Here is a 23,993-nt window from a genome sequence, read left to right as displayed (position 1 = left end):
TCTGTGACGCAGCAGCAGCGACTGCTCTGGCGGCCCGAAGGTCGCCGAGCGCACATCTCGGTCCGGGCATGGCGGCGGCCTTCGCCATGGCCTGCGCGATCATCCGGTCGATCCGTTCGTCACGCATCCCGGCGCGAGAAGGGGGCGAGTCATACGGTCCTGAGCATCCCGCCGTCGACGAAGTACGCCGAGCCGACCGAGTAGCTCGCCCGGTCCGAGCACAGGAAGACGATGAAGCTCGCCACCTCCTCCGGCGCGGCGAAGCGCCGGATGGGCGCGTGCTCCCGGGCGACGTCGTCGAGGTGGCTCCGCCAGTCGTCGCCGCTGAGCTCCTTGGCCGTCTTCACCCAGTCGGGAGTGAGGACGAGGCCGGGGTTGACGCAGTTGACCCGGATGCCGTCGCCGACGACCTCCGTGGCCAGCACCTTGGAGAACATCATGAGGGCGGCCTTGGTCACGTTGTAGATCGGCTCGTACCACAGCGGCTGGACCGCGCAGATCGACGCATTGTGCAGAATGACGCCGCCGCCGCGCCGCCGCATGCCGGGGACGAGCCCGCGGGCCAGCCGGACGGCCGCCATGACGTGAAGATCCCAGTACGCCTGCCACTTCTCGTCGGGGGCCTCGACGATGGTCTCGTTCGAGCCGGCGCCCGCGTTGTTGACCAGGATGTCGGCGCCTCCGAAGCCCTCCTCGGCCACCGACGTCAGCGCGGCCGTGCCCCCCGGCGTCGCCACGTCGCAGACGACGGGGACCACGCGGACGCCGTGCGTCTCGGCGATGGCGCGTGCCTCCTGTTCGAGGCGGGCGGCGCCGCGTGCCGCGAGGACGAGATGCGCGCCCTCGGCCGCCAGGCCCCGCGCCACGGCGAGGCCGATCCCCGAGCTGCCGCCGGTGATGACGGCGACCTTGCCGGCCAGACCCAGCTCCACGAGACCTCCCAGGACGCGTCTCTCCGTGGCGCCGTTCGTACCCGGCTGGGGGAGGAGGATGCCGGGGCCGCGAGCGGCGGTCTCAGGCGAAGGGCGGGAGGCGGGTGAGGACGCCCGAGCCGAGCACGATGAGGGCGCCGACGGCCATGAACACCACCGGGACGATCCAGTGGCCGTACCGCTCGACGACCCCGATGACCTGGCGATGCGACCCCAGCCAGGAGCCCGCCAGACACCACAGGGCGACGCCGGCGGCGAACACGGCGATCGTCACCAGCGAGGCAACCGGGCCGATCGTGCGGAACACCGGCGTGTAGACCGACAGGTTGTCCGCGCCGTTGGCGATGGTCACCCCGGCCACCGGCAGCACCCCGGACGCGACGGCCGGCACGCCCGCCGCCGAGGGGGCGCCGTCCCCGCCGTCCGGGTGCTTGCGGGAGCGTAAGGCCGCGGCCAGGCCGCGGACACCGAGGGCGAAGGGCAGGAGGCCGAGCAGGCCGACCCAGGCGTCCGGGATGATCGTCAGGCCGAGTGCCGCGATCACCGACAGGGCCACCAGCGTCGCGATCCCGGTGTACTGGCCGGCCCAGATCTGCCACGGGCGCGGCACTCCGCCCGCACGGGACGACAGGAACAGCACGGTCAGGACGATGAGGTCGTCCACGTTCGTGCCGGCGAACATGCCGGCGGCCGTGACCACGGTCCCCGCGATGCCCTCCATGTCGGCTGAACCTACCGCGAAAGCGGCCGATCCGGCGGCCCGGATGACGCGGCTCCGGGGGCTAATTAAACGCCTGGGTGCGCGAGCGTCAAGTCTGACCGTTTTATGCCTGTAAGTGTTTCTTTGTCCATCTGTCGGGCACCGGATGGGCAGGCTGGCACGGGTCAGTCGCGGTGCCGGAAGGGATGCCGGACGGATGCCGGAAGAAGGAGCGCATGCCATGAAGGACACGGCCAGAGTGGCGATGGCTCTCGCCGCGGGCTACTACCTCGGTCGGCGTCACAAGCTGCGCTTGGCGACTCTCCTGACGGCGATCGGGATCGCCAAGCGGTTGCGCAAGGAAGGTGACGAGGGCGTCGGCGGGCTGCTGCAACAAGGGGCGAAGCTGCTCGGCGGCTCTCCCCAGATCGAAGACATCACCAACCGGCTCCGGGGCGAGCTGCTGGAGGTCGGCAAGGCGGCCGCCGTGGCTGCGGCCAGCAAGCAGGTGGACAACATCACCTCGAAGCTGCACGACCGCGCCGAGGGGCTGCGGCATGCGGAACGTCCCGGGGGCCGGCGCGCCTCCGGCGAAGGCGAGGAAGACGAGGAAGGCCCGGAGGACGAGGAGTACGAGGGCGAAGAGGACGAGTACGAGGACGAGGGCGAGGAGTCCGGCGAGGACGAGGACCGGGGTGAAGAGGACGAGGAGGAAGAGGAGGAGGAGCCCGAGGAGCGGCCCCGCGCGCGGGGCGGACGTGTCCGCGCCCAGGGCTCGACCGGCGGGTCGCCCGTGAGCAGGGCCGCCGGGGCCGGGGCCTCCGGGGCGGCGTCCAAGCCGTCGGCGTCCAGGTCCACGGCGTCGAAGTCCTCGACTGCCAAGCCGTCCACGTCCAGGTCGTCCGGTGCGAAGTCCGCTTCCAAGCCGACCGGCTCCAAGTCGACCGGCTCCAAGGCGTCCGGTTCCAAGGCGTCCGGGTCGTCAGCGGCCAAGTCCTCGGGAGGCAGGTCCTCCGGAGGGTCCGGCGGCGACGGCGAGACGAGCGCCCGGCCGGTCCGGCGCAGGGCGGGGTCCGGCGGAGACGGATCGCAGAGTGAGGAGCGGTCCGGTACGAGGGGCGGGCGCTCCTCGACGACGACAGGCAAGGCGCGGAGGTGAGCCAGGTGGCTGACGTATCGAAGGCCGACGAGGCCGCCCCGGACCTGGAAGGTCCGAAGGACGAGCTGGTATCGGCTCTGCAGGACCTCGCCATGGCGCTGGCAGAGCGCGCCATGGGCTCCATCACCGACAAGCTGGGGGGCTTGACGGGGCGGCTCACCGACGTCGCCGAGGGCGGCGGTGAGGGGCTGCTCGGGGCGATCACCGGCAAGGGTGGCGGGTTCTCGCCCGGCAAGATGCTGCTGTCCGGGGCGACGAAGGCCATCGGCAGCGCCCTCACCGGCGGCAAGAAGGGCGGCAAGGGCAAAGGCGGCAAGAAGCTCAAGCTCACCAACATCGTCGAAGCGATCGACATCGGTGCGCCCATCCGCGTCGTCTACAACCAGTGGACGCAGTTCCAGGACTTCCCGAGCTTCATGAAGAAGGTCGAGACCGTCAACCAGGAGTCCGAGGAGAAGCTCTCCTGGAAGGCGCAGGTCTTCTGGTCCCACCGGGTCTGGAAGTCCTCGATCCAGGAGCAGGTCCCCGAGGACCGCATCATCTGGCGGTCGGAGGGGGCCAAGGGCTACGTCGACGGTGCCGTGACGTTCCACGAGCTCACCCCGAACCTGACCCGCGTCATCGTCATCCTCGAATACCACCCTCAAGGGCTGTTCGAGCGTACGGGCAACATCTGGCGGGCGCAGGGCAGGCGGGCGCGGCTGGAGATCAAGCACTTCGCCCGGCACGTCATGACGCACGTCATGCTGCACCCCGACGAGCTGTCGGAGGACGGCGGCTGGCGCGGCGAGATCCACGAGGGCAAGGTCACCAAGGACGACGAGACCGCCAGGCAGGAGGAGCGCGACCAGGAGGAGCAGGGCCAGGAAGAGGAAGGCGCAGAGGAAGAGGGCGCCGAGGAGCAGCCGCAGGACCAGGGCGAGCCCGAGGAGGGCGAGGAGCCCGAAGAAGGCGAAGAAGGCGAAGAGCCCGAGGAGCCCGAGGACGAGTACGAGGGCGAAGAAGGCGAAGAGGGCGAAGAAGGCGAAGAAGGCGAAGAAGGCGAAGAGGAGGAGCCCGAGGAGCCCCAGGACGAGGGCGCCGAGGAGGAGCCCGAAGGCCGGGCCGACGAGGAAGAGGAAGAAGAGGAAGAGGAGCCGCCCCCGGCGCGGCGACCGGCCCGCCGCAGGGCTGCGACCGCCGGCCGCAGGTGAGGGCGCCGGAGCGATGGCTGAGGATCGAGGGGTAAGCGTATGACTGTGCAGCCCGCGGGAGGCGGGGGCGGAATAGCCCAGCGCCCCTCCGCGTCCGGCCTGGCGGACGTGATCGACACCATCCTGGACAAGGGCCTGGTGATCGACGCGTACGTGCGGGTCTCCCTGGTGGGGATCGAGCTGCTGACCATCGACGCGCGGATCGTGGTGGCGAGCGTGGACACGTACCTGCGTTTCGCCGAGGCCGTGAACCGGCTCGATCTCGCGGAGCAGGGCGGCCAGGGGCTGCCCGAGCTCATGCACAACATCAAGCAGAACAAGATCGCCGACACGGGCAAGGGCGCGGCGCAGGGTGTCCTGGAGGCCGCCGCGGAGAAGCTCGACGACTTCATCGGCGGTTCCGGTGACGAGGAAGAGAGCGAGCCGCGGCCGAGCCGCCGGCGGCGCAGAGGGGAGGACTGACCATGACCACCACCGGCAGGGAGGACGAGCGGAGCTCCACGTCCGAGGTGGGAGTGGGCGTCTACCTCTACGGGATCGTGCCGGCCGACGTGCAGGTGTCGGACGAGGCGCGAGGGGTGGGCGACCCGTCCGCCGCGGTCAGTCTCGTACGGCACGGCGAGGTCGGCGCGCTGGTCAGCGAGCTGGACCTCGACCGCCCGCTGGGAACGCCCGACGACCTCATGGCCCACGAGCGGCTGCTCGACGCCACCGCGGCCGAGGTGCCGGTGCTGCCCATCCGCTTCGGCGCCGTCATGACCAGCTCCGAGGCGGTCGTGGAGGAACTGCTGGCCCCGCACCACGACGACTTCCGCTCGGCGCTGGAGGAGCTGGACGGCCGGGCCGAGTACGTGGTCAAGGCCCGCTACGTCGAGCAGGCCGTCCTCAGGGAGGTCCTGGAGGAGCAGCCCGCGGTGGCGGAGCTGCGCGAGCAGATCCGGAGCCTGCCCGAGGACGCCAGCCGCGAGGCGCGCATCCAGCTCGGAGAGATCGTCAACCAGGCCGTCAGCGCCAAGCGCGAGGCCGACACGCAGGCGCTCGCGGAGGCGCTCGCGCCGGTCTCCGTGCTGACGTCCGTACGGGAGCCCACGCACGAGCAGGACGCCGCGCACATCGCGCTGCTCGTGGAGCTGGACCGGCAGGACGACCTGGAGGAGGCCCTGGAGGGGTTCGCCTCGCGGTGGGAGGGCCGGGTCGAGATCCGGCTGCTCGGGCCGCTGGCTCCGTACGACTTCATCGTCACGCCGGCGGGGTGACGGCGCATGGGCCTGCTCAGCCTTCTGTTCGGCTGGCCGCTGGCGCCGGTCAAAGGGGTGATCCGGCTCGGTGAGCTGATCCAGGAGCAGGTCGAGCGTGAGATGAGCGACCCCGCGGCGGTGCGGCGCGAGCTGGAGGAGATCGAACGGGCCGCGGCGGAGGGCCTCATCTCCGAGGAGGAGCAGGAGGAGCGGATGCGCGAGGTCCTGCAGAGGATGATCGGCCCGCCCACCGGAATCGACCCCGGAGAAGGCAGGAGGTGATCGCGTGCCGGCCAGGCGACGCGGCCGCGCCGACGACACGTTCGAGCGCGAGCGGGACGATCTCTCATCGGACGACACCGACGCCGGTGCGGCGGACAGAGGCGAGGACGAGGACGCCGAGTACGAGGAGTACGAGGACGAAGCGGCCGATGACGACGAGCCGGCCGACGAGGACGACGAGGACGAAGGGGACGAAGGGGAGTATGAGGAGGAGGACGAGGGGGAGTACGAGGACGAGGGCGGCGACGGCTACGAGGAGGAGCCGCGGCGGCGGCTGTCCGCGGCGACCGCCGGCGAGACGGGGCTGCGGCACATCGCCGGGCTGACGGCCCGCGAGCCCGAGGGGGTCACGCTGGTCAAGCCGGGGGACAACGGCTGGACCGTGGACGTCGAGGTGGTGGAGGACCGCCGGATCCCGTCGTCGGGCGACATCCTCGCGTTGTACGAGGCCGAGCTGGACGCGGAGGGCGACCTGCTCTCCTACCGGAGGCTGCGCCGCTACCGGCGTGGCAGCGGTGACAGCGAGAGGGGCTGATCGTGGAGCCAGCGCGGACGGGACCGATCGGGCGCCAGGCCTACCCTTCGTCGGCCTCCGGCGGCCGCGAGCCGACCAACCTGGGCGACATCCTGGAGCGCGTCCTCGACCGGGGCGTGATCATCGCCGGTGACATCCGGGTCAACCTTCTCGACATCGAGCTGCTGACGATCAAGCTGCGGCTGATCATCGCGTCGGTGGACACGGCTCGCGAGATGGGCATCGACTGGTGGGAGCACGACCCGTGGCTCAGCGGCAAGGACCGCGGCCTGCAGGAGGAGAACCGCCGGCTGCGCGACCGGGTCGCCGAGCTGGAGGACGGCTACCCGCCGGACCGCCGGGGCGGGCGCGAGGTGGACGAGGGCCGCTCCCGCGGTGCCGTGGAGGAGGAGCCGGGGCAGGGCCGCTCCCGCCGCCGTGCCGTGGAGCGGGGGGCGGGCGAGGGCCGCCCGCGCCGCCGTGCCGTGCGGGCCGAGGAGGCCGAGGAGGACGACCGTGGCCGCTGACCCGGGCTCGGGCACGTACCTCTACGCCGTCGCCGCGGAGGGGCCCGGTCACGCCGGCCGGGACGAGGTGCCTTCGCGGGAGCAGGCGGCCCCGGCGGGCGCCGGTGCGCTTCCGCGAGGCATCGCGGACGGCGAGGTGCGGACGATCGGTGGGGCCGGTCTCGTGGCGTACGTGAGCACCGTGCCGCTCGACCAGTTCGGCGAGGAGCCGCTGCGGCGCTCCATGGAGGACCTGGACTGGCTGGAGGAGACCGCGCGCGCCCACCACCGCGTCGTCGAGGCGGTGGCGCTGCGGGCGCCGGTCGTGCCCGTGCGCCTGGTCACCGTCTACAGCGAGGACGCGCAGGTGCGGACCCTGCTGGCCGAGCGGCGCGACGACTTCGCGCGGGCGCTCGGCCGCGTCGCCGGGCGGCAGGAGTGGGGCGTGAAGGTGTACGCCTCGCCGGGGGAGCGGCCCGGACCGGAGGGGGAGGCGCGCGGCGCGGAGGCGGGCGGCAGGGAGACGCGGAAGGAGACGGAGCGGCCCGGGACGGCGTACCTGAAGCGGCGGCAGCAGCACATGCGCAGCCGCGAGGAGGCGTGGCGGCAGGCCGGCGCGCGGGCCGAGCGCGTCCACGGCGCCCTCAGCTCCATCGCCGTCGCGAGCCGCCGCCACCGAGCGCAGGATCCGCAGCTCTCCGGCCGCGAGGAGTCGATGGTGCTGAACGGGGCCTACCTGGTCGAACGGGACCGGGGCGAGGAGTTCGCGCGGGCCGTGGAGGAGCTGCGCGGGGACGGCGGCGACATCCAGCTCACCGGCCCGTGGGCGCCGTACTCGTTCATCACGCTGGACGACGACGGTGTGCAGGACGACGACGGCGCGCGGCGAGAGGAGGTCTGACGTGGCGTTCGAGGAGACGCGGGGTTCCGTGCTCGCCTCCGAGGGGCGGCTGCCGCCCGAACGGGTGGCCCTCGTGGACCTGCTGGACCGGCTGCTGGCCGGCGGTGTCGTGGTCAGCGGTGACCTGGTGCTGTCGATCGCGGACATCGACCTCGTCCGCATCTCGATCCGGGCGGTCTTCGCCTCGATCCGCGAGTCCGAGCCGCTCCGCGTGCTGGAACCGGTCCGCCGGCCCGGCCGCGAGGACGAACCGGTCAGGGGGCACGGGGCGCCGCCCATCCAGGGGTACGTGGAGCGCGTGCGGGAGGACGAGCCGGAGGAATGAGCTCCATGGAGGGGAGGCGCGAGCCGGTCCGTGAGGTGCGCTCGCCGCGCCTGCGGATCGAGGCCGACCGGGAGGCCGTCGAGCGGGACCTGTCCCGGTTGGTGCTCACCCTGGTGGAGCTCGTGCGGCAGCTCGTCGAGCGGCAGTCCGTACGCCGGATGGAGGAGGGCGACCTGTCCGACGAGCAGGTCGAGGCGCTGGGCCTCACCCTGATGCGGCTGGAGGACGCCATGACGGAGCTGTGCGACCGGTTCGGCCTGTCGCCGTCCGACTTGAACCTCGACCTGGGCCCGCTCGGCACCCTGCTGCCCGAGGACTGAACGACCCGAGGACTGAACGATCCGGGGCCGGGCTCCCGCCCCTCGCGGCGGGAGCCCGGCCCCAGGTCTCATCGGACGGCCGTGTGTCTACTCGACCGTCACGGTCGCCTTGGCCTGGAGCGTGGTGCCGGCCACCTCACCGGTCACCGTGAACGTGCCCGGCCTGGCGTACTGGTCGGCGCCGACCGCGGCCCACGTGACCGCGACGCCGCTGTCCTTGGAGCCGTCGTTGTAGGTGGAGACGACCGTCGCCGGCAGCGCCGGAGCCGTGCCGGCGCGGGTGCGCACCGCCTCCTCGGCCAGCGAGGTGATGGTCACCGCCCCGGTCGTCCTGACGTACACGGTGGCCTGGACCGGCTGCCGCAGACCCTCGGCGAGGCCCGTGACGGTGAAGCTCGTGCCGCCCGTCCTGACCTGGTCGGCCGTCACCTGCTGCCAGGTCACCGCCGCCCGGCCGCGCACCCCGTCGTCGTACAGCGTCTCGACCGTGGCGGGGAGCTGGGGCAGCGTCCCGGCGAGCGTCGGGACGTGGACCGGCCGCACCGAGTCCGGCGGCACCGCGTACGTCTTGACCTCCAGCAGCCCGACCGACGCCTCCGCCGCTTCGAGCTGGACGCGCAGCTTCGTCGTCGTGACCGTGTCGAAGGCGACCGTGTTGTAGGCGTCGGCGGCCGCCGGGTAGGACGCGACGCCGGTGACGTCGGCGAACTCCTGGCCGTTCCACGCCTGGATCTTCCACGACTTCGGCACGCGGACGCCGCCCCCGTCGTCGAAGAAGTACACGTCGGCCTTGTTCACCCGCACGGGCGAGGGCCATTCGAGCTGCACCCACTGCGTGCCCTGCTGCGGCCAGGTGCCCCAGCGCGGGTTGGCGCCGTCGTTGGAGCGGGGCGGGTCGATGCCGTCGTTGACCGCCGTCACCTTCTCCCACGAAGAGGTGTAGGAGGCGGTGGGCGTGGCGTACGGGGCCACGTTCACCTGGGCGCCGAGCGCGCCCGCGGTGACGGTCACCGTGGCGGTCGTCTGCTTGGCGCCGTCGGAGGCGGTCAGCCTGAGCCGGTACGTGCCCGGCTCGGTGAACGACACGACGGTGCTGGTCCCGGCCGGGTCGGTGAAGAACGCCTCACCGGGCCCGTCCACGACGCTCCACTGCGTGGTGAGCGTCCCCGACGGCAGCCCGTCGTCCTTGACCACGGCATCCACCTTGGCCTGCCCCGGCCGGTTGAAGGACGGGTCGGCGACGGCCAGCACGTACGGCGCGGCGTTGCCCGCCCGCGGCACGTCCTCGCCCGTCGCGTACGCCTGGACCTCCTTCAGCCCGGTCGCGTACCCCGGGCGGTGGGTGACGAGCACCCGCAGCTTCGAGGTGACGACCTTGGGGAAGCGGATCGTGTTGAGGTTGGCCCGCGGGTGGACCGGCTCCCTGGCCTGCCCGGGCACGTCCTTCCAGGTGTCGCCGTCGAGGTACTGCACCTGGTAGAACGCGGGCTCGCTGTAGCCGCCCGGCTTGCGGTCGTTGGTGAAGTACAGCCGGACGAGGTCCACGGGCTTGGCCCCGCCGAGGTCGGCCGCCAGCCAGTCCTGCGGCTTGCCGGAGCCCTTGCTGCCCCAGAACGGCTCGTTGATGGTGAACCCGTCGGCCGCCGGGGCGGCGTCGCCGTGGGAGGCCGTGGCGCCGGTGACCAGGTTGGGGCCGGCGGAGCGCAGGTCCACGCCGGCCTTCTGGAACAGGTCCTCGACCCTGGCGCCCTTGAGCTTCACGTCGGCGGGGGCGCGCATGGCCGGCGCCTTCTCGCTGTGCAGGACGGTGACGCCCGTGGCGCCCTCGACCTTGCCGGTCGCCGGGTCCCAGGTGGCGTGCGCCAGCCCGGACAGCGTGACCTTGCGCTTGCCGTCGACGAGGATCGAGTAGCCCTCGGGCACGCCCTTGTAGTGGGTGGTCCCGTCACCCGGCTTGTCCCAGACGATGGTCAGGTCGTCGCCGCGGTAGTCGATCCCGTTGACCGTGAAGTGGTCCCAGCCGATGTCCACCGGCCACAGCTCGACCTTGCCGTCGGAGCGCGGGCGCAGGCCCATCACGTCCTCGATGACGGTCCAGTTGCTGCTGCCGAGGATCGTGTGGTGGATCCACGAGCGGTAGTCGATGCTCTTGGTGGCCGGGTTCCAGTTGGCCCAGAACTCGTTGGCGTCGGGGTAGCGGGTGTCACCGCCGACGAACTGGGACCAGGCGTTCCAGTACAGGAGCTGCTTGTACTGGTCGGCCGTGATGTACGGCGAGGCGTACTCGCGCAGCGCCTTGGAGAACAGCGCGAAGTTCCGGGTGGAGTTGATCTGCGAGAAGTTGTTCGACCCGGGCTTGCCCTGGGCCGCGGCCTCCGCCTTGTCCTTCTGGTTGGCCGTGTAGGCCGGAAAGATCGGGTACTCGGCGGGGTCGGCCCACAGGCGCAGCGCCTCCCGGTACTTCGGGTCGTCCGTGGGCACCAGTCCCGTGGCGTACGGGATGTAGTTGTTCGACTCCTTCCACGGGATCAGGTTGCCCGTCTGGAGGTCGCGGTGCTTGAACAGCTTGTCCTTGTCGTCCCAGAGCAGGGACAGGATGCCGCTCTTCACCTTGTCGGCCACGCCGCGCATCTCGGTGGCCTTCGCCGTGTCCCCGATCAGCGCGTACGCCTGGGCCGCCGCCATGGCGTTGGCGTACACGTAGGCGCCTTCGAGCCGCTCGTTGGCCCGGTCGTAGTAGTGGAACGACACCGCGTCGGCGTCGTTGCCGGTCATGGCCTCCCAGTCGTACTCGATGACGCCGTTCTTGTTGGAGTCGTAGGCGTTGAGCTGCCCGTAGACGTCCTTCTCGGCGTAGCGGGCCAGGTTGCGCAGGACGCCGGGCTGGCCGCCGTGGAGCTGGTAGCTCTCCAGGGCCGAGGCCGAGATGTACTGGGTGTAGCTGTTCGACCAGTTCTCCGGGTCGCCGGGGTTGTCGGTGTACTTGGAGTTGCGCGACACCTCGCCCGCCGACACCCACGGCCCGTACGAGTAGATCGGGTTGCGCAGGTACTTGAGGTCCTGGATGAACATCGGCACGGTCAGCACGATGGCGTTGTTGTAGCCGAGGGCTCCCTCGACCGACGTCGGGAACTGGAAGTCGTTGCCCGGGATGTCGGCGTCGAGGAAGTTGAACCTCATCAGCCACCAGCGGTAGTACACGAACTTCTTGATGTTCTCGTCGGGCACGTCGATGTAGGGCAGGTTCTCCGCCCACCAGGCGTTGTAGTCCTGGAGCTGCCGCTTGAGCGCCTTCTCGGGCGAGCGCCCCCGGTAGCCGTCGTACTCCGTCCGGGAGCCGGGCAGCTCCTCGGTCACGAAGCCCAGCTGGACCTTGGTGGTCGCGGTCTGGCCGGGCTTGAGGGTGAGCGTGCCCCTCAGCTCGCCGTCCGCGGCCTTGAGGCCGTCGCCGCTGAGCCGCGGGAAGATCGTGGTCAGGCGGTTCTTGGCGGTGACCACGCCGGTCAGCTCGCGCTCGCCGTCGGCGGTCCTCGCGTACGGCGAGACGACGCTGACGGGAACCTCCCGCCGGTCCGTGCCGGTGTTGGTGACGGCCAGCGTGGTGACGGCGACGTTCTCGTGGGTGATGAACTTCTTCACGCTCACCGACAGGCCGTCGCCGGTGTACGCGCCGGTCCAGTGGCTCGGCATCTGCAGCCGCTTGGCCTTGTCCTCGGCGAGGTCGGCGCCGAGGGAGATCGTGTAGGCGTCGCGGTTGTCGACGCTCTCCCAGTAGGCGACGCTGCCGCCGAAGCCGAGCTTGGCCGGGTCGTGCTCCTTCATGAACAGCGCCCGGCCGCGCGACATCAGCCAGTCGCCCGCCGGGTCGTCACCGGGGCGGGCCAGCATGCGGTCGATCCAGTAGGAGTCGCCGCCCTTCTCCTTGTTGTAGATCTCCTCCATCATCTTGCGCGGGTGGTAGCCGACGGGCTCGTCGGGCACCGGGTCCGCGCCGGTGAAGACCGGCATGCCCAGGCCGTCCTCGGCCGCCCGGGCCGTCACGGCGGAGGCGGCCGGCGGGGTGCCGGCGAGCAGTCCGCCCGCCAGCGTCACGGCGATCAGACAGGGCAGAATTCTACGCACGGGGGTTTCCTCCAGCGGGGGGTGTCACTCGGCGATGGGAAGCCAGACGCGCATGGTGGCGGGGCCGCGGTTGCCCCACCGGTGATAGGGGACGAGCCGCAGCGCGGTGTCCGTGCCGCCGGTCGCGTGGTCCGGGTCGGGGCCGTACGGCCAGCCGTTCCCGGAGGGCGCCGCATGCACGGCGGCGACCTCCAGCTCGACCGCCTCGCCGCCGGCCGGGCCGTGGTCCACGTCGTCCTCGGCAGGGCCCGCCTGGGCAGGCGCAGCCTCGGCGGGCGGTGACGACACGCGGACGGTCAGGTGCGCCAGCGGCGGCTCGTCGCCGACCGACTCCGCGCAGTACACGATCGGCCCCCGCTCCACCGCCGCGCAGCCGCGCAGCGCGTCGACCCGGCGGTCCGGGAACGTCCAGCGCGGCGCCATGGGCAGCTCCAGCCGGATCTCGTCGCCGGCCTTCCACGGCCCCTCCGCCGCCGCGTAGCCGGGCGCCACCTCGCGGGCGGGGCCGGAGCCGTGGGAGAGCGTGGCGCCGGACGCCCACGAGGGCACGCGCAGCGACACGGTGCCGGCGCCGTCCTCCAGGACCCGCACGGTCACGCCGCCCGTCCACGGGTAACCGGTCTCCACGCGCAGCGCCAGGTCGCCGTGCCGGATCTCGGCGGGCGTGTGGTGGTGGATCCGCACCCCGCCGGGGTCGGCGGCGGCCACGTAAGCGCCCAGCGACGCGAGGGTGCGGGCGATGTTGTTCGGGCAGCAGGAGACGTCGAACCACTGCGAGCGCAGGCTCCCCTCGGCCGCGTGGTTGACGCCCTGCGGCGGCTCGGCGGCCACCCGCACGTGCAGCGGGTTGGCGTAGAAGAACGAGCGGCCGTCCAGCGCGACGCCGGTGGCCAGCGTGTTGTACATCGTGCGCTCGGCCACGTCGGCGTACCTGGCGTCGCCGGTGGCCAGCAGCAGCCGGTGCGCCAGCATGATCGAGGCGATGCTCGCGCAGGTCTCGTTGTACGCGCGGTCCGGCGGCAGCTCGAAGTCCTCGCCGTACGACTCGTCGGCGTGCCGCGAGCCCATGCCGCCGGTCAGGTGGGTGCGCCGGGCCAGGGTCCGCTCCCACTGCGCCTCGACGCTCTTGAGCAGCTCCTGGTCGCCGGTCTCCACGGCCACGTCCACCACGCCGGAGGCCAGGTAGAGGGCGCGGACGACGTGCCCGCGGAAGACCTGCGCCTGCCGTGCCGGGACGTCGTCCTGGAAGTAGGCGCGGCCGAAGGGGATGTCGCCGAGCGCGGGCAGGCCGCGGCGCTCGACGAAGCGGCGGGCCATCTCCAGGTAGCGCTCGGCGCCGGTCGCCCGGTACAGCTCGACCAGGGCCATCTCGATCACCGGGTGGCCGCAGGTCTCGGTGGTGTCCATGAAGCGCCGGCACACGTGGTCGGCCGCGCGGACGGCGATCTCGGTCAGCCGGTCCTCGCCGTGCATGCGCAGCCGGGCCACGCCCGCCTGGATGAGGTGGCCGTAGCAGTACAGCTCGTGGCCCCACTCGAAGTCGGTGTAGCGGTTGCCGCTCCACCGCGTGTTGAGGTAGCCGTCGCCTTCCTGCGCCCGGCCCACGGTCTCGGCCAGCTCCGGCAGCGCCGGGTGGTCGGCCCAGGCCATGCCCTCCAGCAGCTTGTAGATCTCCGAGTCGCTGAACTCCCGGCCCCTGCGCGGGCGCTGCCCGCGGAAGTTGCCGATCCAGCCTTCACGCTCCATCCACTCCTGGCAGTGCGCGATGGTGACGTCCCGGTTGAGCGCCGCCCGGTCGCCCCAGAAGCCGGGGGCGAGCCGTACGGAGTCGAGACCCAGAGGGGAGAGCATGCCCGAGGAGGGCAGGACAGGGTTAGCCACGCAGAGCTCCCGACATGAATCCGCGCACGTAGTGGCGCTGGAGGACGATGAAGAGGACGAGGCACGGGAGGGCCATGACCATGACGCCGGCCTGGAGCATCCCGTAGTCGATCGCGCCGAACGTGCGCTGGGTCATGCTGACCACCGCCACGGGCAGCGTGAACGACGCGCCGTCGTTGAGCAGGATGAGCGGGGCGAAGAAGTCGTTCCACGAGGCGAGGAAGGCGAACAGGCCCACCGTGACGAGCGCCGGCCGCACCGCGTGCAGCAGGATGCGGGAGAACGCGCGGAACGTGCCGCAGCCGTCCACGAGCGCCGCCTCCTCCAGCTCGCGCGGGATCGCCTCGAACGCGTTGCGCATCATGAACAGCGCGAACGGGAGCTGGAACATGACGAACACCAGTGCCAGCCCGACCAGCGAGTTCTGCAGGCCGATGTAGCCGAGCAGCACGTACAGCGGGATGAGGATCGTCGCGTACGGCACCATGAGGATCGCCAGCGTGGCCAGGAACAGCAGGTTCTTGCCGGGGAAGTCGAAGCGGGCGAAGGCGTAGCCGCCGAGCGCCGACACCACGAGCGTGCCGCCGACGGTCATGACCGACACGAGCACGCTGTTGGTGGCGTACGTGCCGAGCCCCTCGCCGAACCCGGCCATCTCCACGTAGTTGGACGGGTCCTCCAGCGACGCCCAGCCGCTCCACACCAGCGGGAACAGGAACAGCACGGCCAGGGCCGCAAGGGTGAGGTGGCGTGTCACCGCAGCCTCCGCATCATCAGGGCGTTCAGCCCGACCAGGCCCACCAGCAGCACGACCGACAGGGCCGCGGCGCCGCCGAGGTCGAAGCGGAAGAACGCGTCGCGGTAGACGACCATGACCATGGAGACGGTGCTGTTGTCGGGGCCGCCGTTGGTGAAGATGAAGAACTGGTCGAAGGCCAGCAGGGAGCCGGTGACGCTGAGGATCAGCATCAGGGCGAGCGTGGGCCGCAGCAGCGGCAGCGTGATCCTGGTGAAGATCTGCCAGCGGCCGGCGCCGTCGCTGCGGGCCGCCTCGTAGACCTCGATCGGGATGGCCTGGAGCCCGGTCAGCAGGATGAGCATGTTGAACCCGGCGAAGCGCCACAGCACCAGCGCGATCGTGGAGAACAGCGCCATGTTCGGCGTGCCGATCCACTTCACCGGCTCGTGGGTGATGCCGAGCCCCTGCAGGATCGGGTCGATGGGGCCGAAGTCGTTGTTGAGCATGCCGTAGAAGAGCAGCGCGGCGGCGGCGAAGCCGACCGCGCCCGGCAGGAAGAACGCGGTGCGGAAGAAGGCGACGCCGGGCCTGCGCTCCTGCACCAGCAGGGCGAGCCCGAGCGCCACCGTCGACAGCAGCACCGTGGTGATCACGGTGTACTTCAGGGTGAAGAGCACCGCGTCGAGGAACAGCGGATTGTCGGCGATCTTGGCGTAGTTGTCCGGGGCGTTGAAGCGGGCGGGGCCGAGAAGGGGCCAGCGGTTCAGCGACATCCAGACCACCAGCACCAGGGGCACGAGGAAGAGCACCCCGACGATGGCGGCGGTGGGCGCCGCGTACAGCCAGCCCTGGACCTTCTTGCTGCGCCATCGGGCGGGCGGCGCGCCGTGCGCCGCCCGCCGCCCGGTACGCGTGAGCGTCAACGTCATTGCTGCAGCGACTTCGTGATCTCTGCGTTGAGCTGCGGCAGCTTCGAGGCGTCACCGAAGATCGCCTCGCGGGCGAGACGCAGCCACGGCCCCTGCGGGTCGTTGTACGTCTGGCCGAAGCGCGGCGCGAACGGCGTCTGCCCCTTGGCCACCAGCGAGTTGATCAGCACCACGCGGGGGTCCTCGGAGGAGTACTTGTTGCCGGCCAGGTCGGTGCGGGCGAGCACGTCCTTGTTCTTGGCCATGACCTCGACCTGCGCGTCGTCCGACATGGTCCAGGACAGAAAGTCCCAGGCCGCGTCGGCGTTCTTCGTGGTGGAGGAGATGCCGACCGAGTCACCGCCGACGAAGGTCGACTCGCCGCCGTCCGGGCCGGCGATCGGGGTGACGCCGATCTTCATGTCCTTCGGCATCAGGCCGAGCGTGGTCGAGGGCATCGGCATGACCCCGATCTCGCCCTTGGGGAAGAAGCCGGTCCAGGTCGGGCCCTGCTCCTCCTTGGCCGTGGGGCCGACGGCCTTCTTGTCGTACATCTCGCGCCAGATCTTGAAGACGTCGGTCATCGGCGGCTGGTCGTTGAGCGACGTCGTGCCCTCGGCGTTCATGACCTGGCCGCCGGCCGCCCAGACCGAGGGCCAGAACGTGAAGACGTAGCAGCCGCCGCAGTTGCCGCCGAAGAACGTGCCGTGGACCTTGCCGTCCTTGCCGAGCTTCTCCTGGATGGTGGTCGCCTGCTGGGCGAACTCCTTGAGCGTCTTCGGCCCCTTCTCCGGGTCGAGCCCGGCCTTCTCGTACAGGTCCTTGTTCCAGAACCAGACCGACAGGTCGAGCGTGTGCGGCAGCGTGTACTGCCGGCCGTCCATCGTGCCCAGCTTCATGTGCGAGGGCGCCAGCTTGTCCTTGTACGGCAGAGCGGCGATCCTGTCGGTGATGTCCAGGAACAGGCCCTGCGAGGTGTAGTTGGGGACGAAGATGACGTCGGCGGCGAACACGTCGGGAAGCTGTTTGGCTCCGGCGGCGGCCGCGATGCGGGGCTGGTAGTTGTCCGTCGGGATGACGGTCAGCTTGACCTGGTTCTTGTGGCTGCTGTTGTAGGCCTTCACCAGCCGCTCGCTCTGGGCCTGCGTGGCGGCGCGGGTCCACATGGTGATGGTGACCGGGCCCTCGGCGGGCTCGGCCGATGATCCGTTCCCGCCGCCACAGGCTGATGTGAGCGCTAACAGTCCGAGGATGGCGATCCCGGCCAGCCGTCGTCTCATGGTTGTCTCCTTCGGGACCCCCGAGAACTAAAAGGTTTTCGGAAACGTAGAAGAAACATCCGGGCCTGTCAATGGGTGTTAAGGTGCCTCGCAGTTGTCAGGTGACTGAAAAGGGTTTCGAAACATGGCGGGTAGGCGCGTGACCATCAACGACGTGGCCTCCCTGGCGGGGGTGTCGATCGCCACGGCCTCCAAGGCGCTCAACGGGCGGCACGACGTGCGGGCATCGACCCGCGACCGGGTGCTGGCCGCCGCCGCGGAGCTGTCCTTCCAGCCGAACGCCCTGGCGAGGGGCCTGCTGTCGGGGCAGACGCGCACGGTCGGGCTGCTCACCTCCGACAGCGTGGGCAGGTTCGGGATACCCGTGCTGCTCGGGGCCGAGGACGCGTTCGGCGCCGGGGAGATGGCGGTGATGCTGTGCGACGCGCGCGGCGACGCCATCCGGGAGCAGCACCACCTGCGCGCGCTGCTGTCGCGCCGGGTGGACGGGATCATCGTGGTGGGGGAGAGCACCAACCCGCGGCCCTCGGTCAGCAACGACGTGCCGGTCCCGGTCGTGTACGCCTACGGGCCCTCCGACGACCCGGAGGACGTGTCGTTCGTGCCCGACGACGTGGGCGGGGCCGTGATGGCCGTGGAGCACCTGCTGGCGCTCGGCCGGCGCCGCGTCGCGCACGTCACCGGTCCCCGCCACTACAAGGCGGCCCGCGACCGCGAGGAGGGGCTGCGGATCGCGCTGGAGGCGGCCGGCTGCGAGCAGGCCGGCGACACGCTCTGGGGGTCGTGGTCGCAGCGCTGGGGCCGGCACGCCGCCGAGATGCTGCTCATGGCCGAGCCCGAGGTGGACGCGGTGTTCTGCGGCAGCGACCAGATAGCCGCCGGGTTCGTGGAGGCGGCCCGCGAGCGGGGCCGTTCCGTGCCCGCCGACATCGCGGTGATCGGCTACGACAACTGGGAGGTGCTGTCCACCGAGGCCCGGCCCGCGCTGACGACCGTGGACATGAACCTGGAGCTGCTCGGCCGCACCGCCGCCCAGCACCTGTTCGCGGCCATGGACGGCAGGGCGACGCCCGGGGTCCACCGCATGCCGTGTCACCTGGTGATTCGCGACTCCACCGCCGCCGCGTGAGGTTTCCCCGCGCCCATCGGGCCTGAGTGCCCGTACGGGCGATCACAAGCGCGCATGTGACGTTTCCGTAATCCCGCGAGCTCTTGACGAGACCCGTTGTTAACGTTCACAGTCTTCCCAGGCCCAGCGTGAGGGGCCGGGGAAGGAGCACTTCGTGGGATCGACGCAAGCCCGGCGCGCGCCGGTCATGGCGGACGTCGCCCGGGAGGCCGGCGTGTCCCACCAGACGGTCTCACGTGTGCTCAACGAGCATCCCAACGTGCGCAGCGAGACCCGCACGCGGGTGCTGGAGGCGATCGACAAGCTGGGCTACCGCCGCAACCTCGTCGCCCGCGCCCTGGTGACCAAGCACTCCCGCACGCTCGGCGTCGTCAGCTTCGACACCACCCTGTACGGCCCGGCCAGCACGGTGTACGGCATCGAGCAGGCCGCCCGGGCCGCGGGCTACTTCGTCAGCATCGTCAGCCTCAAGTCCATCGACAGGAGCGGCGTCCGCGACGCCCTCGACTACCTGGCCGACCAGGGCGTCGACGGGATCGTGGTGGTCGCCCCGCAGCGCTCGGCGGCCCAGACGCTGGCCGACCTGCCGCTCGGCGTGCCCACCGTGGCGGTCGAGGGCGGCGAGGCCGGCGACGTGTCGGTGGTCTGCGTGGACCAGGTCGAGGGCGGCAGGCTCGCCACCGAGCACCTGCTCTCGCTGGGTCACGAGACCGTGTGGCACGTCCGGGGCCCGTCCGACTGGCTGGAGGCCGAGGGCCGCGTGGCCGGGTGGCGGGCCGCGCTCGCCCAGGCGGGCCGCGAGGCTCCCGAGCCGCTGGCCGGCGACTGGAGCCCGCGCTCGGGCTACGAGGCGGGCCGCAGCCTGGCGTCCATGACGGGCGTGAGCGCGGTCTTCGTGGCCAACGACCAGATGGCGCTGGGCGTCCTGCGGGCGTTCTCGGAGCAGGGGGTGAGGGTGCCCCACCAGGTGAGCGTCGTCGGCTTCGACGACATCCCGGAGTCGGAGTTCTTCTCGCCTCCTCTCACCACCATCAGGCAGGACTTCGACGCGGTCGGCCGGCACAGCATCGAGGTGCTCCTCCGGCAGATCGAGGGCGAGGGCTCGCAGGCGTGCGAGCGTCTCGTCGTCCCGCCGGCCTTCGTGGCCCGGGCCAGCACGGCACGGGTCTGACCACACACCTACGACCTAGACCATCGGGGACATCGGGGACACGGAAAGCGGGCGCTCTCGTCAGCTCGCTGATGTTAGCGCTCACATCGAGAAAGAGGGACACCACGTGTTGAAGAGGATCTCGATGCTGGCGCTCGCCGGCCTCGCCGCCGTGACGGTGGCCGGGTGCGGCGGCGGCAGCGGCGGCAGCGGCTCGGGCGGCGGCGACGGCTCGATCACCATGGGCTTCTCGCAGGTCGGCGCCGAGAGCGGCTGGCGGACCGCGAACACGAAGTCCGTGCAGGAGGCGGCCAAGACGGCCGGCATCACGCTGAAGTTCTCCGACGCCCAGCAGAAGCAGGAGAACCAGATCAAGGCGATCCGCTCCTACATCCAGCAGAAGGTGGACGTCATCGCCTTCTCGCCGGTGGTCGAGTCGGGCTGGGACACCGTGCTCAAGGAGGCCAAGAACGCCAAGATCCCGGTCATCCTCACCGACCGGGCCGTCGACTCCAAGGACACCAGCCTCTACAAGACGTTCCTCGGCTCCGACTTCGTCGAGGAGGGCCGCAAGGCCGGCAAGTGGCTGACCGAGGAGTACAAGGACGCCAAGGACACCGTCAACATCGTCGAGCTCCAGGGCACGACCGGCTCCGCTCCGGCCAACGACCGCAAGGCCGGCTTCCAGGAGGTCATCGGGGCGGATCCCAAGTTCAAGATCATCGCCTCGCAGACCGGCGACTTCACCCGCGCCAAGGGCAAGGAGGTCATGGAGGCGTTCCTCAAGGCCAACCCCGACATCGACGTCCTCTACGCCCACAACGACGACATGGGCCTCGGCGCCATCGAGGCCATCGAGGGCGCGGGCAAGGTGCCCGGCAAGGACATCAAGATCATCACGGTCGACGCGGTGCACGACGGCATGCAGGCCCTCGCCGACGGGAAGATCAACTACATCGTCGAGTGCTCCCCGCTGCTCGGCCCGCAGCTCATGGACCTCGCCAAGAAGGTCGTCAAGAACGAGAGCATCCCGGCCCGCGTGGTGACGGAGGAGACGACGTTCACCCAGGACCAGGCCAAGACGGCGCTGCCCGAGCGCAAGTACTGACCGGTGGCCGGGCCGGTCCCCCGACCGGCCCGGCCGCGCAGATCACGCGAACAGGAGGGGGCGCCGCGATGGACGTACCCGCTCCGGTCCTGCGGATGAGCGGGATCGGCAAGCAGTTCCCTGGAGTGAGGGCACTCGACGGCGTGGACCTGCGGCTGCTGCCGGGCGAGGTCCACGCGCTCATGGGCGAGAACGGCGCGGGCAAGTCCACGCTGATCAAGGTCCTGACCGGTGTCCACTCCGCCGACACGGGCACGATCGAGCTGGCCGGCCGGACCGTGTCCTTCGCCGGCCCGCTGGAGGCCCAGCAGGCCGGCATCAGCACGGTCTACCAGGAGGTCAACCTCTGCGCCAACCTGTCGGTGGCGGAGAACATCTTCATCGGCCGCGAGCCGCGCCGCCGCGGCCGCATCGACTGGAAGCGGATGCGGGCCCGCGCCGCCGAGCTGCTGAACCGGCTGGAGCTCGACATCGACGTCTCGGCGCCGCTGTCGTCGTACTCCCTGGCGCTGCAGCAGATGGTGGCCATCGCCCGTGCCATCGACGTCGAGGCCCGGGTGCTCATCCTCGACGAGCCCACCTCCAGCCTCGACGCGGGCGAGGTCGGGCAGCTCTTCCGGGTGATGCGGCGGCTCAAGGAGGAGGGCATCGCCATCCTCTTCGTCTCCCACTTCCTCGACCAGATCTACGAGATCTCCGACCGGATGACGATCCTGCGCAACGGCCGGCTCGTCGGCGAGTACCTCACCAGCGAGCTCAGCCAGGTCGGGCTCGTGGCCAAGATGATCGGCCAGGAGCTGGCCGAGCTGGAGCGGCTGCACGGCGAGGCCAGGACCTTCGACCGGCCGCTGGTCGAGGCCCGCGAGCTGGGCCGGGCCGGCGCCGTCGAGCCGTTCACGCTCACCATCCACGAGGGCGAGGTCGTGGGCCTGGCCGGGCTGCTCGGCTCCGGTCGTACCGAGATCGCCCGGCTGCTGTTCGGCGCCGACCACGCGACCAGCGGCGAGGTGGCGGTCGGCGGCGAGACCGCGGCACTGCGCACGCCCCGCGCCGCCATGGCGCACCGCATCGCGTTCTGCTCCGAGAACCGCAAGCGGGACGGCCTCATCCCCGACCTCACGGTCCGCGAGAACATCGTCCTCGCCCTCCAGGCGACCCGCGGCTGGACCCGGCCGGTGCCCCGCGACCAGCAGGACGAGCTGGTGAGCCGCTACATCAAGGCGCTCAAGATCAGCCCGCCCAACCCCGACCATCTCGTGCGGAACCTCAGCGGCGGCAACCAGCAGAAGGTGGTGCTGGCCCGCTGGCTCATCCTGGAGCCGCGGCTGCTCATCCTCGACGAGCCCACCCGCGGCATCGACGTGGGCGCCAAGGCCGAGATCCAGCGGCTCGTCGCCGAGCTGTCCGGCGGCGGCATGGCCGTGCTGTTCATCTCCGCCGAGCTGGAGGAGGTGCTGCGGCTCAGCCACCGGGTCGGCGTGCTGCGTGACCGCAGGCTGGTGGCCGACCTGCCCAACGACGACACCCTCACCACGGACGTGCTCATGGAGACCATCGCGAGCGGGGGACGGGCATGAAGCGACTCCTCTGGCCGCTGCTGATCCTGGTGGCGCTGCTGGCCGTCAACCTCTTCTTCACCCCCTCCTTCCTGTCCGTCGAGATGAAGGAGGGGCACCTCTACGGCAGCCTCATCGACATCCTGCGCTTCGGCGCCCCCCTCATCCTCGTCTCGCTCGGCATGACGCTGGTCATCGCCACCGGAGGCATCGACCTGTCGGTCGGCTCCGTGGTGGCGATCTCCGGAGCGCTGGCGTGCCTGCAGATCAGCGACGACGCCGGGGTGTTCACCGCCGTGGTGCTGGCGCTCGGGCTGTGCCTGCTGCTCGGCGCGTGGAACGGCTTCCTGGTGGCCGTCGTGGGCATCCAGCCGATCATCGCCACGCTGATCCTCATGGTCGCCGGGCGCGGTCTGGCCCAGCTCATCACCGACGGCCAGATCATCACGATCAACGACCCGTCCTACAAGCTCATCGGCGGCGGCTACCTGCTGACCGTGCCGTTCGGCATCCTGCTCGTGCTCGTGGTGCTCGGCGTCATGGCGTTCCTGACCCGCCGGCTGGCGCTCGGCATGCTCATCGAGTCGGTCGGCGGCAACGCCGAGGCCAGCCGGCTCGCGGGCATCCGCTCGCGCGGGATCGTCATCACGGTGTACGCGGTCGCCGCGCTCTGCGCGGGCGTCGCCGGGCTCATGATCAGCTCGAACGTGTCCAGCGCCGACGGCAACAACGCGGGCCTGTGGATCGAGCTGGACGCCATCCTGGCAGTGGTGATCGGCGGCACCTCGCTGGCCGGGGGCCGGTTCTCGCTGGGCGGCACCGTGCTGGGCGCGCTCATCATCCAGACGCTGACGACCACGATCTACTCGGTGGGCGTGCCGCCGGAGACCACGCTGCTGTTCAAGGCGCTCGTGGTGACGGCCGTCTGCCTGGTCCAGTCGCCGAAGTTCCGCGACAAGGTGTTCCGCCGTGCCGGGCCCGCGATCCCGCCGCGGCCGGCGGCCGAGGAGAAGGTGCGGGTGACGGCATGACGACGGCCATCCTCGACCGGGTGCGCGACCGGGGCCGGTCCGTCCCGGCCAAGTACGTGCCGGTCCTCGTGACCGCCGGGCTGTTCGTGGCGATGTTCGTGGCGGGCGGCATCCGCTACGAGGGGTTCGCCAGCGGGCAGGTGATCCTCAACGTCTTCATCGACAACGCCTTCCTGCTGGTGGTCGCGGTCGGCATGACGTTCGTCATCCTGACCGGCGGCATCGACCTGTCGGTGGGGTCGGTCGTCGCGCTGTCCACGATGATCTCGGCCAGCCTCATGGCCGGGCCGGGCTGGCCGCCGTACCTCGTGGTGCCGCTGGTGCTGCTCATCGGGTCGGCGCTGGGGCTGGTGATGGGCTACATCGTGCACGCCTTCGACATCCAGCCGTTCATCGTGACGCTGGCCGGCATGTTCCTGGCCCGGGGCCTGTGCTACACGATCGGCACCGACTCGATCCCCATCGAGGACCCGACGTTCACCGCCTTCGCGCAGACCAGGATCGACCTGTTCGCCGACCTGTGGATCTCGCCGAGCGTGGTGATCGCGGCCGTGGTGGTGCTGGCGGCGGCGTACGTGCTGCACTACACCCGGCTCGGCCGCACGGTCTACGCCACCGGCGGCAGCGAGCAGTCGGCCCTGCTCATGGGCCTGCCGGTGGGGCGGACCAAGGTCGCGGTCTACACCATCAGCGGGTTCTGCTCGGCGCTCGGCGGGGTGCTGCTGTCGTTCTACATGCTCTCCGGGTACGGCCTGCACGCCGTCGGCATGGAGCTCGACGCCATCGCGGCCGTCGTCATCGGCGGCACCCTGCTGACCGGAGGCTCCGGGTTCCTGCTCGGCACCGTCCTCGGCGTGCTCGTGCTGGGGCTGATCCAGACCGTGATCAGCTTCGAGGGCACGCTGAGCTCCTGGTGGACCAAAATCTTCATCGGGTTGCTGCTGTTCGTGTTCATCCTGCTGCAGCGTCTATTCTCGGCGCGGCGCCGTAACTGACCGTTCGTGCGGCGTCTGCCGTAC

Annotated in this window: 23 protein-coding genes; 16 read left to right on the top strand and 7 right to left on the bottom strand. The window is 70.9% G+C overall.

Annotation, left to right across the window (positions count from 1 at the left end; genetic code table 11):
• Positions 1-149: 149 nt before the first annotated feature.
• Together MTP10_RS23265 and MTP10_RS23260 are read right to left on the bottom strand one after the other, a co-directional pair.
• Positions 150-932 (bottom strand): SDR family oxidoreductase, encoded by a 783-nt coding sequence (locus MTP10_RS23265; protein WP_310711703.1) that lies wholly within the window; start codon positions 930-932, stop codon positions 150-152.
• An 82-nt stretch (positions 933-1,014) separates the two neighbouring features.
• Positions 1,015-1,653, bottom strand: coding sequence for a cadmium resistance transporter (locus tag MTP10_RS23260; protein ID WP_310711702.1), 639 nt, complete (start codon positions 1,651-1,653; stop codon positions 1,015-1,017).
• Between the two features lie 220 nt (positions 1,654-1,873).
• On the opposite strand from MTP10_RS23260, the gene MTP10_RS23255 reads away from it, so the two are divergent.
• From MTP10_RS23255 to MTP10_RS23210, 10 genes are read left to right on the top strand one after another with little or no spacing between them, the layout of a single operon-like run.
• Positions 1,874-2,791, top strand: a complete 918-nt coding sequence (locus tag MTP10_RS23255; protein ID WP_310711701.1) for a hypothetical protein — start codon at positions 1,874-1,876, stop codon at positions 2,789-2,791.
• Between the two features lie 5 nt (positions 2,792-2,796).
• The gene (locus MTP10_RS23250; RefSeq protein WP_310711700.1) at positions 2,797-3,984 is read left to right on the top strand and encodes an SRPBCC family protein; all 1,188 of its coding nucleotides are present in this window, start codon (positions 2,797-2,799) and stop codon (positions 3,982-3,984) included.
• A gap of 39 nt (positions 3,985-4,023) precedes the next feature.
• Positions 4,024-4,446, top strand: coding sequence for a gas vesicle protein GvpJ (gene gvpJ, locus MTP10_RS23245; RefSeq protein WP_310711699.1), 423 nt, complete (start codon positions 4,024-4,026; stop codon positions 4,444-4,446).
• 2 nt (positions 4,447-4,448) lie between these two features.
• Positions 4,449-5,240 (top strand): GvpL/GvpF family gas vesicle protein, encoded by a 792-nt coding sequence (locus MTP10_RS23240; protein ID WP_310711697.1) that lies wholly within the window; start codon positions 4,449-4,451, stop codon positions 5,238-5,240.
• 6 nt (positions 5,241-5,246) lie between these two features.
• Entirely contained in the window at positions 5,247-5,504 is a 258-nt protein-coding gene (locus MTP10_RS23235; protein ID WP_310711696.1) for a gas vesicle protein GvpG, read from the top strand.
• Between the two features lie 4 nt (positions 5,505-5,508).
• On the top strand, positions 5,509-6,039 hold the full coding sequence (gene gvpO, locus MTP10_RS23230; RefSeq protein ID WP_310711695.1) for a gas vesicle protein GvpO: 531 nt from the start codon (positions 5,509-5,511) through the stop codon (positions 6,037-6,039).
• Positions 6,040-6,041: 2 nt separating this feature from the next.
• The gene (locus MTP10_RS23225) at positions 6,042-6,545 is read left to right on the top strand and encodes a gas vesicle protein (RefSeq protein ID WP_310711694.1); all 504 of its coding nucleotides are present in this window, start codon (positions 6,042-6,044) and stop codon (positions 6,543-6,545) included.
• The gene (locus MTP10_RS23220) at positions 6,535-7,425 is read left to right on the top strand and encodes a GvpL/GvpF family gas vesicle protein (RefSeq protein WP_310711693.1); all 891 of its coding nucleotides are present in this window, start codon (positions 6,535-6,537) and stop codon (positions 7,423-7,425) included. Before MTP10_RS23225 ends, MTP10_RS23220 begins: the two co-directional genes overlap by 11 nt.
• A 1-nt stretch (position 7,426) precedes the next feature.
• Entirely contained in the window at positions 7,427-7,750 is a 324-nt protein-coding gene (locus tag MTP10_RS23215) for a gas vesicle protein (protein ID WP_310711692.1), read from the top strand.
• Between the two features lie 5 nt (positions 7,751-7,755).
• The gene (locus MTP10_RS23210; protein WP_310711691.1) at positions 7,756-8,070 is read left to right on the top strand and encodes a gas vesicle protein K; all 315 of its coding nucleotides are present in this window, start codon (positions 7,756-7,758) and stop codon (positions 8,068-8,070) included.
• A gap of 87 nt (positions 8,071-8,157) precedes the next feature.
• Here the strand turns inward: MTP10_RS23210 and MTP10_RS23205 are convergent, their stop codons facing one another.
• The 5 genes from MTP10_RS23205 to MTP10_RS23185 are packed head-to-tail and all read right to left on the bottom strand — an operon-like array spanning position 8,158 to position 17,000.
• Positions 8,158-12,192, bottom strand: coding sequence for an Ig-like domain-containing protein (locus MTP10_RS23205; protein ID WP_310711690.1), 4,035 nt, complete (start codon positions 12,190-12,192; stop codon positions 8,158-8,160).
• Positions 12,193-12,216: 24 nt separating this feature from the next.
• Positions 12,217-14,073, bottom strand: coding sequence for a beta-L-arabinofuranosidase domain-containing protein (locus MTP10_RS23200; protein ID WP_310711689.1), 1,857 nt, complete (start codon positions 14,071-14,073; stop codon positions 12,217-12,219).
• Entirely contained in the window at positions 14,066-14,830 is a 765-nt protein-coding gene (locus tag MTP10_RS23195; RefSeq protein WP_310711688.1) for a carbohydrate ABC transporter permease, read from the bottom strand. Before MTP10_RS23195 ends, MTP10_RS23200 begins: the two co-directional genes overlap by 8 nt.
• Entirely contained in the window at positions 14,827-15,741 is a 915-nt protein-coding gene (locus tag MTP10_RS23190; protein WP_310711687.1) for a sugar ABC transporter permease, read from the bottom strand. Before MTP10_RS23190 ends, MTP10_RS23195 begins: the two co-directional genes overlap by 4 nt.
• Positions 15,738-17,000 (bottom strand): sugar ABC transporter substrate-binding protein, encoded by a 1,263-nt coding sequence (locus MTP10_RS23185; protein WP_310711686.1) that lies wholly within the window; start codon positions 16,998-17,000, stop codon positions 15,738-15,740. Before MTP10_RS23185 ends, MTP10_RS23190 begins: the two co-directional genes overlap by 4 nt.
• 124 nt (positions 17,001-17,124) lie before the next feature.
• Between MTP10_RS23185 and MTP10_RS23180 the strand changes: the two genes are divergently transcribed.
• The 6 genes from MTP10_RS23180 (at position 17,125) to yjfF (ending at position 23,969) form a co-directional block, all read left to right on the top strand.
• Positions 17,125-18,129 (top strand): LacI family DNA-binding transcriptional regulator, encoded by a 1,005-nt coding sequence (locus MTP10_RS23180; protein WP_310711685.1) that lies wholly within the window; start codon positions 17,125-17,127, stop codon positions 18,127-18,129.
• Between the two features lie 187 nt (positions 18,130-18,316).
• Positions 18,317-19,300, top strand: a complete 984-nt coding sequence (locus MTP10_RS23175) for a LacI family DNA-binding transcriptional regulator (protein ID WP_310711745.1) — start codon at positions 18,317-18,319, stop codon at positions 19,298-19,300.
• 106 nt (positions 19,301-19,406) lie between these two features.
• A complete protein-coding gene (locus tag MTP10_RS23170; RefSeq protein WP_310711684.1) occupies positions 19,407-20,387 on the top strand; it encodes an ABC transporter substrate-binding protein in 981 nt (326 codons plus the stop codon).
• A 68-nt stretch (positions 20,388-20,455) separates the two neighbouring features.
• A complete protein-coding gene (locus MTP10_RS23165) occupies positions 20,456-21,964 on the top strand; it encodes a sugar ABC transporter ATP-binding protein (RefSeq protein ID WP_310711683.1) in 1,509 nt (502 codons plus the stop codon).
• A complete protein-coding gene (locus tag MTP10_RS23160) occupies positions 21,961-22,974 on the top strand; it encodes an ABC transporter permease (protein ID WP_310711682.1) in 1,014 nt (337 codons plus the stop codon). The genes MTP10_RS23165 and MTP10_RS23160 overlap by 4 nt, the downstream gene beginning before the upstream one ends.
• Positions 22,971-23,969, top strand: a complete 999-nt coding sequence (gene yjfF, locus MTP10_RS23155; protein ID WP_310711681.1) for a galactofuranose ABC transporter, permease protein YjfF — start codon at positions 22,971-22,973, stop codon at positions 23,967-23,969. The genes MTP10_RS23160 and yjfF overlap by 4 nt, the downstream gene beginning before the upstream one ends.
• Positions 23,970-23,993 lie beyond the last annotated feature (24 nt).

It is taken from the genome of Nonomuraea sp. 3-1Str, from assembly GCF_031570565.1.
Lineage (GTDB): Bacteria > Actinomycetota > Actinomycetes > Streptosporangiales > Streptosporangiaceae > Nonomuraea.
The sequence above is the reverse complement of the archived record's forward strand: the minus strand, read 5'-3'. Positions and strand labels throughout refer to the sequence as shown.